Origin of the sequence: Streptomyces canarius, assembly GCF_014650735.1 — a bacterium.
Lineage (GTDB): Bacteria > Actinomycetota > Actinomycetes > Streptomycetales > Streptomycetaceae > Streptomyces > Streptomyces olivaceoviridis.
The window spans coordinates 19,574-35,035 of the sequence record NZ_BMVN01000036.1; the positions used below are offsets into that span (position 1 = coordinate 19,574).

General features: G+C 72.5%; 16 protein-coding genes. 4 read left to right on the top strand and 12 right to left on the bottom strand.

Annotation, left to right across the window (positions count from 1 at the left end):
- Positions 1-4 precede the first annotated feature (4 nt).
- The 5 genes from IE294_RS34555 to IE294_RS34575 all read right to left on the bottom strand — a co-directional run bounded on the left by IE294_RS34555 (position 5) and on the right by IE294_RS34575 (position 3,253).
- On the bottom strand, positions 5-244 hold the full coding sequence (locus IE294_RS34555) for a hypothetical protein (RefSeq protein WP_014675152.1): 240 nt from the start codon (positions 242-244) through the stop codon (positions 5-7).
- Positions 241-1,743 carry an Asp-tRNA(Asn)/Glu-tRNA(Gln) amidotransferase subunit GatA gene (gene gatA / locus IE294_RS34560; RefSeq protein ID WP_189819285.1) on the bottom strand — a complete coding sequence of 501 codons (1,503 nt, stop codon included), beginning with the start codon at positions 1,741-1,743 and terminating at the stop codon, positions 241-243. Before gatA ends, IE294_RS34555 begins: the two co-directional genes overlap by 4 nt.
- A gap of 5 nt (positions 1,744-1,748) precedes the next feature.
- The gene (gene gatC / locus IE294_RS34565; RefSeq protein WP_004925108.1) at positions 1,749-2,045 is read right to left on the bottom strand and encodes an Asp-tRNA(Asn)/Glu-tRNA(Gln) amidotransferase subunit GatC; all 297 of its coding nucleotides are present in this window, start codon (positions 2,043-2,045) and stop codon (positions 1,749-1,751) included.
- A 269-nt stretch (positions 2,046-2,314) separates the two neighbouring features.
- Positions 2,315-2,809, bottom strand: a complete 495-nt coding sequence (locus IE294_RS34570; RefSeq protein ID WP_189892756.1) for a cupin domain-containing protein — start codon at positions 2,807-2,809, stop codon at positions 2,315-2,317.
- A 72-nt stretch (positions 2,810-2,881) separates the two neighbouring features.
- Positions 2,882-3,253 (bottom strand): DUF4267 domain-containing protein, encoded by a 372-nt coding sequence (locus IE294_RS34575; protein WP_014675149.1) that lies wholly within the window; start codon positions 3,251-3,253, stop codon positions 2,882-2,884.
- A 95-nt stretch (positions 3,254-3,348) separates the two neighbouring features.
- On the opposite strand from IE294_RS34575, the gene IE294_RS34580 reads away from it, so the two are divergent.
- Positions 3,349-3,927, top strand: coding sequence for a TetR/AcrR family transcriptional regulator (locus tag IE294_RS34580; protein ID WP_059264140.1), 579 nt, complete (start codon positions 3,349-3,351; stop codon positions 3,925-3,927).
- 23 nt (positions 3,928-3,950) lie between these two features.
- Here the strand turns inward: IE294_RS34580 and IE294_RS34585 are convergent, their stop codons facing one another.
- The 5 genes from IE294_RS34585 to IE294_RS34605 all read right to left on the bottom strand — a co-directional run bounded on the left by IE294_RS34585 (position 3,951) and on the right by IE294_RS34605 (position 10,967).
- Positions 3,951-6,188: a putative bifunctional diguanylate cyclase/phosphodiesterase gene (locus IE294_RS34585; RefSeq protein WP_189892758.1), complete on the bottom strand. Its 2,238-nt coding sequence runs from the start codon at positions 6,186-6,188 to the stop codon at positions 3,951-3,953.
- Positions 6,189-6,447: 259 nt separating this feature from the next.
- The gene (gene ligA, locus IE294_RS34590) at positions 6,448-8,643 is read right to left on the bottom strand and encodes an NAD-dependent DNA ligase LigA (RefSeq protein WP_189892760.1); all 2,196 of its coding nucleotides are present in this window, start codon (positions 8,641-8,643) and stop codon (positions 6,448-6,450) included.
- A 15-nt stretch (positions 8,644-8,658) separates the two neighbouring features.
- Positions 8,659-9,666, bottom strand: a complete 1,008-nt coding sequence (locus tag IE294_RS34595; protein WP_189892762.1) for a methionine synthase — start codon at positions 9,664-9,666, stop codon at positions 8,659-8,661.
- Positions 9,667-9,697: 31 nt separating this feature from the next.
- Entirely contained in the window at positions 9,698-10,396 is a 699-nt protein-coding gene (locus IE294_RS34600; RefSeq protein ID WP_189892764.1) for an SDR family oxidoreductase, read from the bottom strand.
- A gap of 40 nt (positions 10,397-10,436) precedes the next feature.
- Entirely contained in the window at positions 10,437-10,967 is a 531-nt protein-coding gene (locus IE294_RS34605) for an LOG family protein (RefSeq protein WP_189892765.1), read from the bottom strand.
- A 66-nt stretch (positions 10,968-11,033) separates the two neighbouring features.
- Here IE294_RS34605 and IE294_RS34610 point away from each other — a divergent pair, with 66 nt between their 5' ends.
- Both IE294_RS34610 and IE294_RS34615 read left to right on the top strand, forming a co-directional pair.
- Positions 11,034-11,357: a DUF427 domain-containing protein gene (locus IE294_RS34610; RefSeq protein WP_189892768.1), complete on the top strand. Its 324-nt coding sequence runs from the start codon at positions 11,034-11,036 to the stop codon at positions 11,355-11,357.
- A 63-nt stretch (positions 11,358-11,420) separates the two neighbouring features.
- Positions 11,421-12,203, top strand: coding sequence for an alpha/beta fold hydrolase (locus tag IE294_RS34615; RefSeq protein WP_189892770.1), 783 nt, complete (start codon positions 11,421-11,423; stop codon positions 12,201-12,203).
- Positions 12,204-12,234: 31 nt separating this feature from the next.
- On the opposite strand, the gene mnmA is transcribed toward IE294_RS34615, so the two are convergent.
- Positions 12,235-13,365 carry a tRNA 2-thiouridine(34) synthase MnmA gene (gene mnmA / locus IE294_RS34620; RefSeq protein ID WP_189892772.1) on the bottom strand — a complete coding sequence of 377 codons (1,131 nt, stop codon included), beginning with the start codon at positions 13,363-13,365 and terminating at the stop codon, positions 12,235-12,237.
- A gap of 106 nt (positions 13,366-13,471) precedes the next feature.
- Here mnmA and IE294_RS34625 point away from each other — a divergent pair, with 106 nt between their 5' ends.
- The gene (locus IE294_RS34625; RefSeq protein WP_189892868.1) at positions 13,472-14,158 is read left to right on the top strand and encodes an N-acetylmuramoyl-L-alanine amidase; all 687 of its coding nucleotides are present in this window, start codon (positions 13,472-13,474) and stop codon (positions 14,156-14,158) included.
- Here the strand turns inward: IE294_RS34625 and IE294_RS34630 are convergent.
- Entirely contained in the window at positions 14,151-15,320 is a 1,170-nt protein-coding gene (locus IE294_RS34630) for a cysteine desulfurase family protein (protein WP_189892774.1), read from the bottom strand. The genes IE294_RS34625 and IE294_RS34630 overlap by 8 nt on opposite strands.
- Positions 15,321-15,462 lie beyond the last annotated feature (142 nt).

A 15,462-nucleotide genomic window follows, 5' to 3' on the forward strand; every position in this document is an offset into this window, starting at 1 on the left:
CCTCTCAGCCCAGCAGGACGTCGTCGTCGCCCAGCCGCTTCAGCTCGCGGTAGAGGATGGCGAGGCCGGTGACGATGCCGGCGGCGGTGACGACGGCGTCGACGAGCCGCAGCGTGTCGTTCTCGGCGCGGGCCTTCTTGATCTGCTTGGCGGCGCCGACCGCGCCGAACGCGGTGGCGGCCATGGACAGGTACGTACCGGACTTGGACTTCTTGAAGCCCTTGGCCTTGGTCAGTGCGCTCACAGCGACGGTGCCTCCTCCAGCAGCGGGTGACCCCACTTTTCCACGAAGGCGGCCTCGACGGCGGCGCCCACCTTGTACAGCCTGTCGTCCTTCATCACCGGGGCGATGATCTGGAGGCCGACCGGGAGGTTGTCCTCCGGGGCGAGCCCGCAGGGCAGGGACATGGCCGCGTTGCCCGCCAGGTTGGTCGGGATGGTGCACAGGTCCGCGAGGTACATCGCCATCGGGTCGTCGGCGCGCTCGCCGATCGCGAAGGCGGTGGTCGGGGTCGTCGGGGAGACGATCACGTCGACCTGCTCGAAGGCCTTGTCGAAGTCCTGCTTGATCAGCGTGCGGACCTTCTGGGCGCTGCCGTAGTACGCGTCGTAGTAACCGCTCGACAGGGCGTACGTGCCGAGCATGATGCGGCGCTTCACCTCGGGGCCGAAGCCCGCCTCACGGGTGAGGGAGGTGACCTCCTCGGCGGAGTGCGTGCCGTCGTCGCCGGTCCGCAGGCCGTAGCGCAGGCCGTCGAAGCGGGCGAGGTTGGAGGAGCACTCGGAGGGGGCGATCAGGTAGTACGCCGACAGGGCGAGGTCGAAGGACGGGCAGTCCAGCTCGACGATCTCGGCGCCCAGCTCCTTGAGCAGCGCAACCGACTCGTCGAAGCGCTGGATGACACCCGCCTGGTAGCCCTCGCCGCGGAACTGCTTGACCACGCCGACGCGCATGCCCGCGACGCTGCCGTTGCGCGCGGCCTCGACCACCGGCGGGACCGGGGCGTCGATGGAGGTGGAGTCCAGCGGGTCGTGCCCGGCGATGACCTCGTGCAGCAGCGCCGCGTCGAGCACCGTGCGGGCGCAGGGGCCGCCCTGGTCGAGCGAGCTGGAGAACGCGACCATGCCGTAGCGGGAGACCGCGCCGTACGTCGGCTTCACACCGACCGTGCCGGTGACGGCGGCCGGCTGGCGGATCGAACCGCCGGTGTCGGTGCCGATGGCGAGCGGGGCCATGTGCGCGGCCAGCGCGGCGGAGGAGCCGCCGCCGGAACCGCCGGGGATCCGGGTGAGGTCCCACGGGTTGCCGGTCGGGCCGAAGGCGCTGTTCTCCGTCGACGACCCCATGGCGAACTCGTCCATGTTGGTCTTGCCGAGGATGACGACGTCGGCGGCTTTGAGCCGCTTGGTGAGCGTCGCGTCGTACGGCGGGATCCAGCCCTCCAGGATCTTCGAGCCGACGGTCGTAGGCACGCCCTCGGTGGTGAAGATGTCCTTGAGCGCGAGCGGGACGCCGGCCAGCGGGCCGAGCTTCTCGCCGCGCTCCCGCTTCTCGTCCACGGCACGGGCCTGGGCGAGGGCGCCCTCGCGGTCGACGTGGAGGAAGGCGTGCACCTTCTCGTCGACCGCCTCGATCCGGGCGAGGTGGGCCTCGGTGACCTCGACGGCCGTCAGCTCGCCGGAGGCGATCTTCGCGGCGGTCTCGGCCGCGGTGAGCCTGATGATGCTGTTCTTGTCCGTCATGGCGGTCACTCCTCCCCCAGGATCTGCGGCACCTTGAAACGCTGCTGCTCCTGTGCCGGGGCGCCGGAGAGCGCCTGCTCGGGGGTGAGCGAGGGACGGACCTCGTCCGGCCGCATGACGTTCGTCAGCGGCAGCGGGTGGGAGGTCGGCGGTACGTCTTGGTCGGCGACCTCGCTGACGCGGGCGACCGCGCCGATGATGTCGTCCAGCTGTCCCGCGAAGTGATCGAGTTCTTCGGGCTTCAGCTCCAGACGCGCCAGCCGGGCGAGGTGGGCGACCTCCTCGCGCGTGATGCCAGGCATGCAGCGATCCTCTGGGGTGAGTGTGTGTGGTTCGGGCCGGGGGCTGGTCGTCCCGTTCCCGTCGTCCGCCCGAAGGGCGGGTCGCGCGGCGGCTGGTGCGTGCGATCGCAAGGCGCCGGAGCGTCCTCGTGGCGGAGCCACGTGGACGATTCGGCAACGCGGCGAGCGTACGTGCCGGGCGTCGCGCGACAGACGGGGACGGGACGACCAGTCCCAATCCTATGGGGCGGGGCGCTGTGACCGTGAAACGGTTTCCCCCGGCCCCGGCCTCAGCGGCGCCGCCCGTCCCAGGCGTCGCTCCTCAGGAAGTGGTTGTCGTACAGCTCCTGGACCTCCAGCAGGCTCTCCGGGGTGACCTCGCCGAGGCGGATGCGCTGGAGGTGGCGGAAGTACTCGAAGCGCTCGACGCCCGGGGTGATGACGATGAGCAGGTCCGCGGTGCTGCCGGGGGCGGCGGCGAAGGCGTGGGGCCTGTCCGGCGGCACGATGATCAGGTCGCCGCGCCCGGCGGTGACGACGTCGTCGCCGGACAGCACCTCGGCCTCGCCGTCGAGCAGGTAGAACATCTCGGCCGAGTTGTGGTGCACATGCGGCCGGGCCCCGTCGGCGCCCTCGGCGAGCGTGACGCGCACGGTGGACAGCGCGCCGCCGCTGGCGCTGCTGTCGGCCAGCAGCTTGACGGCGACGGGCGCGCCGCCGACGACCTCGGCCTCGGCGCCCCGGACGAGCACGGTGTCGTCGAACTCGGGCACGAACAGCGACATGACACATCCCCCTTGTCTGGTGATCGGACCGCTGCGTGGTCGGACCGCTGTGTGATCGGACCGCTGTGTGGATCAGACCGCGAAGAGCAGTCCGGCACTGATCAGTACCACGACCGCGGTGGCGAAGTGGATCCCGAAGGCGACGGCTTTCGGGCCGCCGTTGCGCAGAACTATCAGCGTGTCGACGAGCGGGACGAGCGCGACGCAGACCATGAACCAGGCCTCGGCGCGGGCTCCGGCGAAGGCGAGCAGGGCGAGGCCCACCAGCCCGAGGGTGCCGTCCCTGAGTCCCTTGACCGACAGGTAGGCGCGGGCGTCGCCGTGCGGGTCGGCGGGGACTCCGTAGCCGGCCGCCGCGGGGCCGGGCTGGAACCAGAACCGGTAGGCGAGGAACACGCAGAACAGGTCGAGCAGGACGGCCAGGGTGTACGCGGTGACGGTCATGTGCTGTCTCCCCCATCGTTTTCTAGCAGCGCTAGGTGTGAGAGCGAAGCTAGCAGAGCATCGACAGATTGGCTAGCGTTGCTAGAATCGTGGCCATGTCGATCCAGACGCGCCGGGAGCGCGAACGAGCGGAACGGGAGCGGCTGATCGTCACGGCCGCTCGGGAACTGGCCGAGGCCGAGGGCTGGGACGCGGTGACCACACGCCGGCTGGCCGCCGAGATCGAGTACAGCCAGCCGGTCCTCTACAGCCACTTCAAGGGCAAGGACGCGATCATGGCGGCGGTCGCGGTGCAGGGGTGCGCCGACCTGGCGACGGAGCTACGGCGGGCCCGCACGGCGGCGCGGGGCACGCGGGGGGCACTGGCGGCGGTGGCGGAGACGTACACGTCCTTCGGCAGGCGCCGGCCCGCCCTCTACGACGCGATGTTCACCCACCTGGTGGACCTGCCGTTCGCCACGGAGGAGGCGCCGGCCCCGCTGTGGGACGCCTTCACCGAACTGCGCCTCGTGGTGGAGCCGATCGCGGCCGAGGGCGATGACCTCGGGCTGCTGACGGAGACGTTCTGGGCGGGGCTGCACGGGCTGGTGACGCTGATGCGGAGCGGCAGACTGCCGGAGCACGCGCACGAGGCACGCCTGGCCCTGCTCGTCGGCCACTTCGCGGGGCGCTAGCCGGCCGCGGACCGGCCGGTGGACTACTCCGCCGCGGGCAACGCGGCGCGCGGGCGCTGCCAACCACGGGAGCCCCGCGCCAGCAGCCACGCCGTGGTCTCCTCGGGCGGCATCGCCGCGGCGACCAGCCACCCCTGCACCGCGTCACAGCCCAGGTCCCGCAGCCGCTCCCACGTCTCGTCGTCCTCGACCCCCTCGGCGACGACCAGCAGACCCAGCGAATGCGCGAGATCCACCGTGCAGCGCACGATCTCCGCGTCCTGGGTGTCGACGGCCAGCCGGGCCACGAAGGAGCGGTCGATCTTCAGCTCGCTGACGGGGAGCCGCCGTAGGTGCACCAGCGACGAGTACCCGGTGCCGAAGTCGTCGAGGGACATCTTCACGCCGTGTCCGGTGAGCCCGGCGAGGGTGTCGGCGGCCCGCTGCGGGTCCTCCAGCAGCACGTGTTCCGTGATCTCCAGCTGGAGCGCTCCCGCGGGGACGCCGTGCCGGGCGAGGCGCGCGGCGACCGATCCGGCGAATCCGGGGGTGTGCACATCGCGCGGGGAGACGTTGACGGCGACCGGCACCCGCAGGCCCTGTGCACGCCACCGGGCGACCTGGCCGAGCGCGGTCTCCAGGACGTACTCGGTGAGGTGGGGCATCAGCCCCGAGGACTCGGCTATCGCTATGAACTCGTCCGGCGGCACCTTCCCGCGCTCGGGGTGCACCCAGCGGACCAGGGCCTCCAGGCCGGCGACCTGTCCGTCGAAGCGGACCTTGGGCTGGTAGTGGAGCTGCACCTCGTGCGCGTCCAGCGCCCGGCGCAGGTCGCCCAGCAGGCCGAGGCGGTCCGGGGTGTTGGAGTCCCGCTTGGACTCGTACACCTCGACGCCCGTACGGTCCCTCTTCGCCTGGTACATCGCGACGTCGGCGCGGCGCAGGAGCCCTTCGGCGTCGAGCGCGTGGTCGGGGAAGACGGCGACGCCGGCGCTGGCCTCCAGGACGAGGGTGAGTCCGTCCAGGTCGAGCGGGGAGCTGAGGGCGGAGACGAGGCCGCGGGCGACCCGGGCGGCCGACGTGGTGGAGTCGGCTACGGGCAGTAAGACGGCGAACTCGTCACCGCCGAGCCGGGCGGCCTCGGCGCCGCGCGGCAGGGCGAGCCGCAGCCGGTCGGCGATCTGGAGCAGCAGCCGGTCACCGGCCAGATGACCGAGGGTGTCGTTCACCGACCGGAATCGATCGAGGTCGATGAGCATGAGCGCGGCGCGCGCCCCGATGCGGTCGGCGTCGTCCAGGGCGGTCCAGATGCGCTCCAGCAGCCACTGCCGGTTGGGCAGCCCGGTCAGCGGGTCGCGCAGCTGCTCCTCGGCGCGGGCGCGGGCCATCCACAGCGTGGAGTCCAGGGCGATGAGCGGGATGGCGAACAGCGGGAGGAGGATCGGCTGGGCGACGGCGACCACGCACAGCAGGGGCGCGATGCCGAGCAGGGCGACGGCGACCAGGCCCTGCCGGACCAGGGCGGTGCGGGCGACGGTGGGCATCCCGCCGCCGCGGGGGGCGTTCAGGTACCACAGCAGGCCGCGGCTGACGGCGAGGTAGGCGACCGCGACCAGCACGATCTCGGGTGCCGTGGTGACGCTCCAGATGTCGGGCCGCCAGGGCTCCTCGACGCTCGGGACGTTGCCGAACGCGCCGAGCAGCAGGGCGCCGACGCCGATGCCGAGGATGTCCACCGCGCCGTGCAGCACCCCTTGCCGCCAGCGGATGCGGCGGGCGATGCCGACCAGGACGACGACGGTGAGGCTGACCAGGCCGGCGGGCACCCAGCCGTACAGCAGCAGGACGGCGAGGGTGAGGGCGGCGCCCGATCCGGTGCCGCCCCACCAGCGGGCGCGGCCCAGCATCACGAGGTGGCCGACGATGACGCCGGTGAGCAGGGCCAGCGACCAGCCGACCGTGCCGCCGGGGAAGAGGGCGTGGTGGCCGGCGTAGGCGCGGTAGAAGCCGGCGCCCAGGACCAACCCGGCGGCGGCCACGACGGCCGCGGGCAAGGCGGTCCCGGACAGGTGCCGTTCGGTGTCGGCGCCGGCCAGGCCGGAGGCCGGCGCGACGGCGGACAGGGGCGTGCGGGCCTCGCCGGCGGTGCCCGGTCCGGCGGGGCGTGGCCGCACGGCCGTGCGCGCGTCGGCCCGTCCGGTCCATCGGTTCCCCCGCCACACGCCCGCACGGCGGCGCAGGCGCAGCCATGAGTCCGGGGCGGCGCTCTCGGTCGGTTCCATTCCCGTCCCTCTCACAGCCGGCGGTGCCCACGCCACGCGGCCCGATGCCCGACAACCATCAGCAGCTCCGCGTCGAAGAAACCTTCTCCGCGCCTCTGGAAGGCACGGAGGTGCCCCAGCCGTAGCTGGGCACGGCAGGCGCACACCTCAACAGTAGGCCGCGGAAGGCTTCCACGGGCAGCGGTCTCCGACGGTTGCCCGAATGCGCCCGGGCCACCCGTATGCATCTGATATGCGCCGATCGGGTGGCCTTCAACCGCTACTCCCCGGTCGGAAGCGCGACTTCGGCCGCCGCTTCGGGGCCCTGCTCCAAGAGGACGCCGAAACCGTCCTCGTTCAGCACGGGAACCTTCAGTTGCATGGCCTTGTCGTACTTCGATCCGGGGTTGTCACCCACAACGACGAATGCGGTCTTCTTCGACACCGAACCGGTCACCTTCGCGCCCTGGCGCTGCAATGCCTCCTTCGCGCCGTCCCGGGTGAAGTTCTCCAGCGTGCCGGTGACGACGACCGTGAGCCCCTCCAGCGGACGCGGCCCCTCCTCCTCGCCGGAGGACTCGTCCTCCAGGGGGACGCCCGCGGCCTTCCACTTGCGGACGATCTCGCGGTGCCAGTCCTCGGCGAACCACTCCTTGAGCGCGGCGGCGATGATGGGGCCGACGCCGTCGGTGGCCGCCAGCTCCTCCTCGGTCGCCTGTTCGATGCGGTCGATGGACCGGAACTCGCGCGCGAGGGCCTGCGCGGCCACCGGCCCCACGTGCCGGATCGACAGCCCGTTCAGGAAGCGGGCCAGCGGACGGGACTTGGCCGCCTCGATGTTCGCCAGCAGGGCCAGGGTGTTCTTCTTCGGCTCGCCCTTCTGGTTGGCGAAGACCGTGACGACCTTCTCCTCGCCGGTCTTCGGGTCGTGCTTGGGCAGACCGCTGTCCGGATCGAGGACATAGGCCTTGATGGGCAGCAGTTTCTCCACCGTCAGGTCGAACAGGTCGCCCTCGTCCACCAGCGGCGGGTCGGCGGGCTCCAGCGGGCGCGTGAGCGCGGCGGCGGCCACCGCGCCGAAGTGCTCGATGTCCAGGCACTCCCGGCCGGCGAGATAGGACACCCGCTCCCGCAACTGGGCGGGGCAGGTACGGGCGTTGGGACAGCGGAGGTCGATGTCGCCCTCCTTCATGGGCCGCAGCGGCGTCCCGCACTCGGGGCACTCGCCCGGCATCACGAACTCCCGCTCGCTGCCGTCCCGCAGGTCGACCACCGGGCCGAGGATCTCCGGGATGACGTCACCAGCCTTGCGCAGCACCACGGTGTCGCCGATGAGCACGCCCTTGGCCTTGACGACCTCCTGGTTGTGCAGGGTGGCGAACTCCACCTCGCTGCCCGCGACCGTGACCGGCTCGACCTGCGCGTACGGCGTGACCCTGCCCGTGCGGCCGACGCCCACCTTGATGTCGACGAGCTTGGTGTTGACCTCCTCCGGCGCGTACTTGTAGGCGATCGCCCAGCGGGGCGCCCGCGCGGTGGAGCCGAGCCGGCCCTGGAGGCGGATCTCGTCCAGCTTGACCACGACACCGTCGATCTCGTGCTCGACGGAGTGGCGGTTCTCGCCGTAGTACGCGATGAACTCCCGTACGCCGGCGAGGTCGTCGACCACGCGGTTGTGCGGGGAGGTGGGCAGGCCCCAGGTCTTCAGCAGGTCGTACGCCTGCGAGAGCCGGGTCATGCCCGTGAAGCCCGCCAGGGCGCCGATGCCGTGGACGACCATGTGCAGCGGGCGGGTCGCGGTGACTCGCGGGTCCTTCTGGCGCAGCGAACCGGCGGCGGCGTTGCGGGGGTTGGCGAAGGGCTTGTCGCCGGCCGCGACCAGGCGTTCGTTCAGTTCGAGGAACTTCTCCATCGGGAAGTAGACCTCGCCGCGGATCTCCACCAGGTCGGGCACCTTGTCGCCCGCCAGGCGGTCCGGGATCTCCGCGATCGTCCGGACGTTCGGCGTGATGTCCTCACCGGTGCGGCCGTCGCCGCGGGTGGCCGCGCGCGTGAGGCGGCCCTTCTCGTAGGTGAGGTTGACCGCGAGGCCGTCCACCTTCAGCTCGCACAGGAAGTGGTACGTCTGGTCGCCCAGCTCCCTGGCGACACGGTCGACCCAGGCGGCCAGCTCGTCGTCGTTGAACGTGTTGTCGAGCGAGAGCATCCGCTCGCGGTGCTCGACCGCCGTGAACTCCGTCTCGTACGACCCCGAGACCTTCTGGGTCGGCGAGTCCGGGGTGCGCAGCTCCGGGTACCGCTCCTCCAGGGCCTCCAGGGACTTGAGGAGCTGGTCGAACTCCGCGTCGCTGATGACGGGAGCGTCCTTCACGTAGTACCGGAAGCGGTGCTCCTCGACCTGCTCCGCCAGTTGCGCGTGCTTGTCGCGGGCCTCGGCGGGCACCGCCGTCGTCTCCGCCTGCTTGTCGCCGGCCACCGTGTTGTCCTCCCGTTACTCAGGGTTGTCCGCGAGGGATCTCGCCGCCCGGACGCAGTGGGCGAGCGCCTGGCGCGCGTACGCGGGGGAAGCGCCCGCCAGCCCGCACGGCGGGGTCACCGTGACGGCCTCCGCGAGCAGCCCCGGGTGCAGCCCCAGCCTGCGCCACAACGTCCTGACACCCATGACGCTACCGGCAGGGTCTGACAACGGGCCGTCCGTGCCCGGCACGACACCGGTGAACAGCCGCGTGCCGCCCTCCACGGCCTCGCCGACCGCCTCGTCGTCACGCTCGGTGAGGAGCGCGAAATCGAAGGAGACGGCCGCCGCGCCGGCCCGCCGCAGCAGGGCGAACGGCACGTCCGGGGCGCAGGAGTGCACCACCACCGGCCCGCCGGCGTGCGCGCCGACGACGTCGCGGAGCGTGGCCTCCACGATCTGCCGGTCCACGGCCCGGTGGGTGCGGTAGCCGCTCGCCGTACGGACCTGTCCGCGCAGGACGGCCGTGAGGGAGGGCTCGTCGAGCTGGAGGACGATCCGGGCGCCCGGGACGCGGCGCCGCACCTCGGCGAGGTGCAGCCGCAGCCCCTCGGCGAGCGAGGCGGCGAGGTCCCGGCAGGCGCCGGGATCCGACAGGGCGGCCTCGCCGTTCTTCAGCTCCAGGGCGGCGGCCAGTGTCCACGGCCCGACGGCCTGCACCTTCAGGTCGCCCTCGTAGCCCTGGGTGAACTCCTCCAGGGCGTCCAGGTCCTCGACGAGCCAGGACCTGGCCCGCCTGGTGTCCCGGCCCGGCCGGTCCCCGAGCCGCCACCCGCTGGGCTCCACGCGGGCGTACAGCTCGACCAGCATCCCGGCGGTCCGGCCGATCATGTCGGCGCCGGGCCCGCGCGCGGGCAGCTCCGGGAGGAACGGGAAGTCCTCGAAGGATCCAGTGGCGGTCTTGGCGGCTTCCCTCGCGTCCCCGCCGGGCAGGGAACCGACACCGGTGGCCCCCGGGAAGCTGAACTGGCTGTTTTCGCTCACCAGGGAAGCCTACGGAACCCCCCGGCCGAGGTCAGCGCCCCGGACGTACCGTCAGGTCGTTGATCTCCGCGTCCCTCGGCAGGTCCAGGGCGGTCAGGATCGTCGTGGCGACCGACTCGGGGTGGATCCACCTCGACGGGTCGTACTCCTTGCCCTCCTGCTGGTGCACCTTGGCCTGCATGGGGCTCGCGGTGCGGCCCGGGTAGACCGAGGTGACGCGGACGCCGTTCGCGTGCTCCTCCTGGCGCAGGGAGTCGGCGAGGGCCTTCAGACCGTGCTTGGAGGCGGCGTACGCGGACCAGCCGGCACTGGCGGAGAGGCCGGCGCCGGAGTTGACGAAGATCACATGGCCACGGGTCGCGCGCAGCTGCGGCAGGAAGTGCCGGGTCAGCTCGGCGGGGGCGATCAGGTTGACGTTGAGCTGGTGGCGCCAGGACTTCGGGGTCAGGTCGCCGACCTCGCCGAGGTCGACGACTCCGGCGATGTGCAGCAGGGAGTCGACCCGGTCCGGGAGCGTCTGGTGGGAGAACGCCCAGGACAGCTTGTCCGGGTCCGCCAGGTCGCCGACGAGGGTGCGCGCGCCGGGGAACTCGGCCGCCAGTTCCTTCGCGCGGCCCGCGTCGCGCGCGTGCAGCACGATCTCGTCCCCGCGCGCGTGCAGCCGGCGGGCCACGGCCGCGCCGATGCCGGAGCCCGCCCCGGTGATCACATGAGTAGCCATGACCGCCATGCTCGCATCACCGGACGCGGAGCCCCGCGGCGGTGGCCGCTCATGTCGCGGCCTCCAGGTACGCCAGGGCCCCCGCCGGCTCGTCGGCGAAAAAGACCAGTTCGGCCAGCGGACGGGGCAGGAAGCCCTCGGCCTCCATGCGGCGGAACTGCTCGCGCAGGCCGTCGTAGAAGCCCGCCGTGTTCAGCAGCACGACCGGCTTCTCGGTGCGGCCGTGCTTCTTCAGCTCCAGGATCTCGGTGGCCTCGTCCAGCGTGCCGGTGCCGCCCACCATGATCACCACGGCGTCGGCCTTCTCCAGCAGCAGCTTCTTGCGTTCGGCGAGGTCGGCCGCGACGAACATCTCGTCGGCGCCGGGCCGCGCCTTGTTCGCCAGGAACTCCACGGAGACGCCCAGCAGCCTGCCGCCCGCCTCCTGCACGCCGTCGGCGACCACCTTCATCAGACCGACGTCGGAACCGCCCCAGACGAGCGTGTGGCCGGCCTTGCCGAGCAGTTCCGCGAACTCGCGCGCGGGGCGTGTGTAGCGCTCGTCGAGGTCGGCGGCGGACAGGAAGACACAGATGTTCATGGCCTCTACCGTACGGTCCCCGCGCCGGACGGGAAGAAGCGCGGCCCGTCCCGGCGCTGAACCGGTATGACCCAAGGACACACGATCACGATCCAGAAGAGCGAGCGGCACGTGCGCGTGGTGCGCGGCGACCAGGTGCTCGCGGAGTCCGACCGGCCCCTGGAACTGCGCGAGACGGGCTGCCCGGTCAGGTACTACATCCCCGCCGAGGACGTCCGGCTCGATCTGCTGACGCCGTCCGACACGCACACCGTGTGCCCCTTCAAGGGCACGGCGTCCTACTGGTCGCTGCCGGACGCGCCGGACCTCGTCTGGGCGTATCCGGACCCCAAGGACGGGGTGGCGGAGATCAAGGACCACTACTGCTTCTACGACACCGAGGTCGTATGACCACCCCCGGCACCGCCGTGTCGTGACCGATGACTGCCGCGCCGTGCGGCAGTCTGCACGGCCATGGACAAGAAGACGACTTCCCGCGACGGCACCTCCCTCGCGTACGAAGTGATCGGCCAGGGGCCCACGGTGATCCTGGTGAGCGGCGCGATGTCCACCGGCGGCACCGTGGCGCCCCTGGCCCGGCGCCTCGCGGACCGCTGCACGGCCGTCGTCTACGACCGCCGGGGCCGCGGCGCGAGCGGCGACACGGCACCGTACGACGTCGACCGCGAGATCGAGGACCTGGCCGCGCTGACCGACGCGGTGGGCGGCGAAACGGCGCTCTTCGGGGTCTCCTCGGGCGGCGCGCTGGTCCTGCGCGCGGCGGCGAGCGGGCTGCCCGTCGCCCGCGCGGCGGTCTACGAGGTGCCGTACGCCGACCACCTGGCGGGCGGTGCCGCGCGTGAGGCCACCTACAAGGAGCAGCTGGGCAAGGCACTCGGCGAGGACCGGCTCGGGGACGCGGTGGAGCTGTTCCTGCGCCTGACGGGCCTCGGCGAGGAGATGATCCAGCGCGCCCGGGAGTCGCCGATGTGGGCCGGCATGGAGGCCGTCGCCCCCAGCCTCGCCCACGACGACGCGGTCATGGGCGACGGCCTGCTCCCCCGGGACCGGCTCGCCGCGATCGGTGTGCCCGTGCTCGCGGTCGCGGGTGGCGCGAGCCCGGAGTGGATGCGCGAGGCGTCCCGGGAGATCGCCGAGACGGTGCCCCAGGGCACGTACCGGGTCCTGGAGGGCCAGACCCACGCGGTGGAACCGGACGTGCTGGGGCCGGTGCTGGCGGAGTTCTTCACGGGCTAGGCGTGCCGTTGCCCGCGGGAAGGAGGCCGGTTCAGACCGCGGCGGCCGTCGCGCGCGTGGTCGACGCGATCGTCGCCGAGCCCACCACGCGCGTGCCGTCGTACAGGACGATCGCCTGGCCGGGGGCGACGCCGCGGACCGGCTCGGTGAACGTCACGCGCAGGGCGCCGTCGACCGGCTCTGCGGTCACCTCGGTCTCGCCGCCGTGGGCGCGCAGCTGGGCGGTGTAGGTGCCGGGGCCGGCGGGGGCGGTGCCGCACCAGCGGGGCTTGATCGCGGTGAGGGCGGTGACGTCCAGGGCGTCGGCCGGGCCGACGGTGACGGTGTTGGTGACCGGGGAGATGTCCAGGACGTAGCGCGGCTTGCCGTCCGGGGCCGGGGTGCCGATCCGCAGGCCCTTGCGCTGGCCGATGGTGAAGCCGTACGCGCCCTCGTGCGTGCCCAGCTTGGCGCCGGACTCGTCCACGATGTCGCCCTCGGCCTTGCCGAGCCGCTTGGCCAGGAAGCCCTGGGTGTCGCCGTCGGCGATGAAGCAGATGTCGTGCGAGTCGGGCTTCTTGGCCACGGCCAGGCCCCGGCGCTCGGCCTCCGCGCGGATCTCCTCCTTGGTGGTGACCGTGTCGCCGAGCGGGAACATCGCGTGCGCGAGCTGCCTCTCGTCCAGCACACCGAGGACGTAGGACTGGTCCTTCGCCATGTCGGAGGCGCGGTGCAGTTCGCGGGAGCCGTCCGGGTTCAGGATCACCTTGGCGTAGTGGCCGGTGCAGACCGCGTCGAAGCCGAGGGCCAGCGCCTTGTCCAGCAGCGCGGCGAACTTGATCTTCTCGTTGCAGCGCAGGCACGGGTTCGGGGTGCGGCCGGCCTCGTACTCGGCGACGAAGTCCTCGACGACGTCCTCGCGGAAGCGGTCGGCGAGGTCCCAGACGTAGAACGGGATGCCGATGACGTCGGCCGCGCGGCGGGCGTCGCGCGAGTCCTCGATGGTGCAACAGCCCCGCGCGCCGGTGCGGAACGACTGCGGGTTCGCGGAGAGCGCGAGGTGGACGCCGGTGACGTCGTGGCCTGCTTCCGCGGCGCGCGCGGCGGCGACGGCGGAGTCGACCCCGCCGGACATGGCGGCGAGGACGCGGAGGGGGCGGGTGCGCTGCGGGGTGTCAGTCATAGCCCTTCCAGGGTACGGGGCGCGGGAACCGCGTCGGCCTGATATCCGTTGACGATCGCAGAGGGTGACGACGGGGCCGGCGACACCGGCGGCGACGGGGGCGGACATGGGCACGGCGAAGGACGACACGGACCGGCGGCTGGGGCGGCGGGCCCTGCTGGTCGGCGGGGCGGCGGCGGCCGTGGGCACGGCCGTGCTGGCCCGGGAGGAGCTGTCCCGGCTGTGGTGGCGGATGCCCGGGGTGGACAAGTCGCGGGTGGCGGGCGCGGTGGACTTCCGGGGCGCGCGCTGGGTGGGTGCCTCGGCGGCGAACTACCGGCTCGCGGACCGGCCGTCCGACTACCGGGTGGACCGGGTGGTCATCCATGTCACCCAGGGCGGCTACGCGTCCGCGGTGAAGGTCTTCCGGGACCCGGGGCACGGGGCGGCGGCGCACTACATCGTGCGCAAGGACGGGCGGGTCACCCAGCTGGTCCGGGAGCTGGACGTGGCCTTCCACGCGGGCAACCGGGAGTACAACGAACGCAGCGTCGGCATAGAGCACGAGGGCTTCGTGGAGGACGCCTCGTCCTTCACGGACGAGATGTACGCGGCCTCGGCGCGGCTGACCGCGGCGATATGCGAGCGGTACGGCATACCCGTGGACCGTGAGCACATCATCGGGCACGTCGAGGTGCCGGGGACGGACCACACCGATCCGGGGCGGTTCTGGGACTGGGACCGGTACCTGCGCCTGGTCCGCGCCGAGCGGGAGAAGGCCGGGACGGCCGCGTCCCCCCGCGCGGCTACGTGAGCCCGGCCGCGCGGGCGCGTTCCACCGCCGGGCCGATCGCCTTGGCCACGGCCTCGACGTCCGCCTCCGTGGAGGTGTGGCCGAGGGAGAAGCGCAGGGTGCCGCGGGCCAGGTCCGGGTCGGTGCCGGTGGCGAGGAGGACATGACTGGGCTGGGCGACGCCAGCGGTGCAGGCGGAGCCGGTGGAGCACTCGATGCCCTGGGCGTCCAGCAGGAGCAGCAGGGAGTCGCCCTCGCAGCCGGGGAACGTGAAGTGGGCGTTGGCCGGGAGCCGGCCCTCGGGCGCCGGGTCGCCGCCGAGGATCGCGTCCGGTACGGCGCGGCGCACGGCGTCGATCAGCTGATCCCGCAGGGCGCCGATCTCGCGCGTGAACCACTCGCGCTGTTCGGCGGCGAGCCGGCCGGCGACGGCGAAGGAGGCGATGGCCGGGACGTCCAGCGTGCCGGAGCGCACATGCCGCTCCTGGCCGCCGCCGTGCAGGACGGGTACGGGGGTGTGCTCGCGGCCGAGGATCAGCGCGCCGATGCCGTACGGGCCGCCGATCTTGTGCCCGGAGACGGTCATGGCGGCCAGGCCCGAGGCCTCGAAGTCGACCGGGACCTGGCCGAATGCCTGGACCGCGTCGGCGTGCAGCGGGATGCCGAACTCGGCGGTGACGTCGGCCAGTTCCCGGATCGGCATGACCGTGCCGATCTCGTTGTTGGCCCACATCACGGTGGCCAGGGCGACGTCGGCGGGGTTGCGGGCGACGGCCTCGCGCAGCGCCTCGGGGTGGACGCGGCCGTGGGAGTCGACCGGGAGGTACTCGACGGTGGCGCCCTCGTGCTCGCCGAGCCAGTGCACGGCGTCCAGTACGGCGTGGTGCTCGACGGGGCTGGCCAGGATGCGGGTGCGGGCCGGGTCGGCGTCGCGGCGGGACCAGTACAGGCCCTTGACGGCGAGGTTGTCGGCCTCGGTGCCGCCGGAGGTGAAGACGACCTCGCTGGGGCGGGCGCCGAGGGCTTCCGCGAGGGTTTCGCGGGATTCCTCGACCGTGCGGCGTGCCTGGCGGCCGGATGCGTGGAGGGAGGAGGCGTTGCCCGTGATGCTCAACTGGGCGGTGAATGCCTCCGCCGCCTCCGGGAGCATCGGGGTGGTCGCGGCGTGGTCGAGGTAAGCCATGGTGAGGCGATTCTACGGCTCCCCTGCGGTCGGCTTCGGCCGCGAGGGCGTGCCGTTGGCTTCACGCGTGGCGCTGGCCGCGCCTGAGCGCCTTGCGTTGGCCGCGCCTGGGCGCCTTGCGGTTGGCCGCACCTGAGCGCTT

What these genes read in the sequence shown, in the direction of transcription:
- gatA (WP_189819285.1), bottom strand. Translation starts at nt 1,743, where the DNA reads ATGACGGACAAGAACAGCATCATCAGGCTCACCGCGGCCGAGACCGCC.
- gatC (WP_004925108.1), bottom strand. Translation starts at nt 2,045, where the DNA reads ATGCCTGGCATCACGCGCGAGGAGGTCGCCCACCTCGCCCGGCTGGCG.
- IE294_RS34570 (WP_189892756.1), bottom strand. Translation starts at nt 2,809, where the DNA reads ATGTCGCTGTTCGTGCCCGAGTTCGACGACACCGTGCTCGTCCGGGGC.
- IE294_RS34575 (WP_014675149.1), bottom strand. Translation starts at nt 3,253, where the DNA reads ATGACCGTCACCGCGTACACCCTGGCCGTCCTGCTCGACCTGTTCTGC.
- IE294_RS34580 (WP_059264140.1), top strand. Translation starts at nt 3,349, where the DNA reads ATGTCGATCCAGACGCGCCGGGAGCGCGAACGAGCGGAACGGGAGCGG.
- IE294_RS34585 (WP_189892758.1), bottom strand. Translation starts at nt 6,188, where the DNA reads ATGGAACCGACCGAGAGCGCCGCCCCGGACTCATGGCTGCGCCTGCGC.
- IE294_RS34600 (WP_189892764.1), bottom strand. Translation starts at nt 10,396, where the DNA reads ATGGCGGTCATGGCTACTCATGTGATCACCGGGGCGGGCTCCGGCATC.
- IE294_RS34605 (WP_189892765.1), bottom strand. Translation starts at nt 10,967, where the DNA reads ATGAACATCTGTGTCTTCCTGTCCGCCGCCGACCTCGACGAGCGCTAC.
- IE294_RS34610 (WP_189892768.1), top strand. Translation starts at nt 11,034, where the DNA reads ATGACCCAAGGACACACGATCACGATCCAGAAGAGCGAGCGGCACGTG.
- IE294_RS34615 (WP_189892770.1), top strand. Translation starts at nt 11,421, where the DNA reads ATGGACAAGAAGACGACTTCCCGCGACGGCACCTCCCTCGCGTACGAA.
- mnmA (WP_189892772.1), bottom strand. Translation starts at nt 13,365, where the DNA reads ATGACTGACACCCCGCAGCGCACCCGCCCCCTCCGCGTCCTCGCCGCC.
- IE294_RS34625 (WP_189892868.1), top strand. Translation starts at nt 13,472, where the DNA reads ATGGGCACGGCGAAGGACGACACGGACCGGCGGCTGGGGCGGCGGGCC.
- IE294_RS34630 (WP_189892774.1), bottom strand. Translation starts at nt 15,320, where the DNA reads ATGGCTTACCTCGACCACGCCGCGACCACCCCGATGCTCCCGGAGGCG.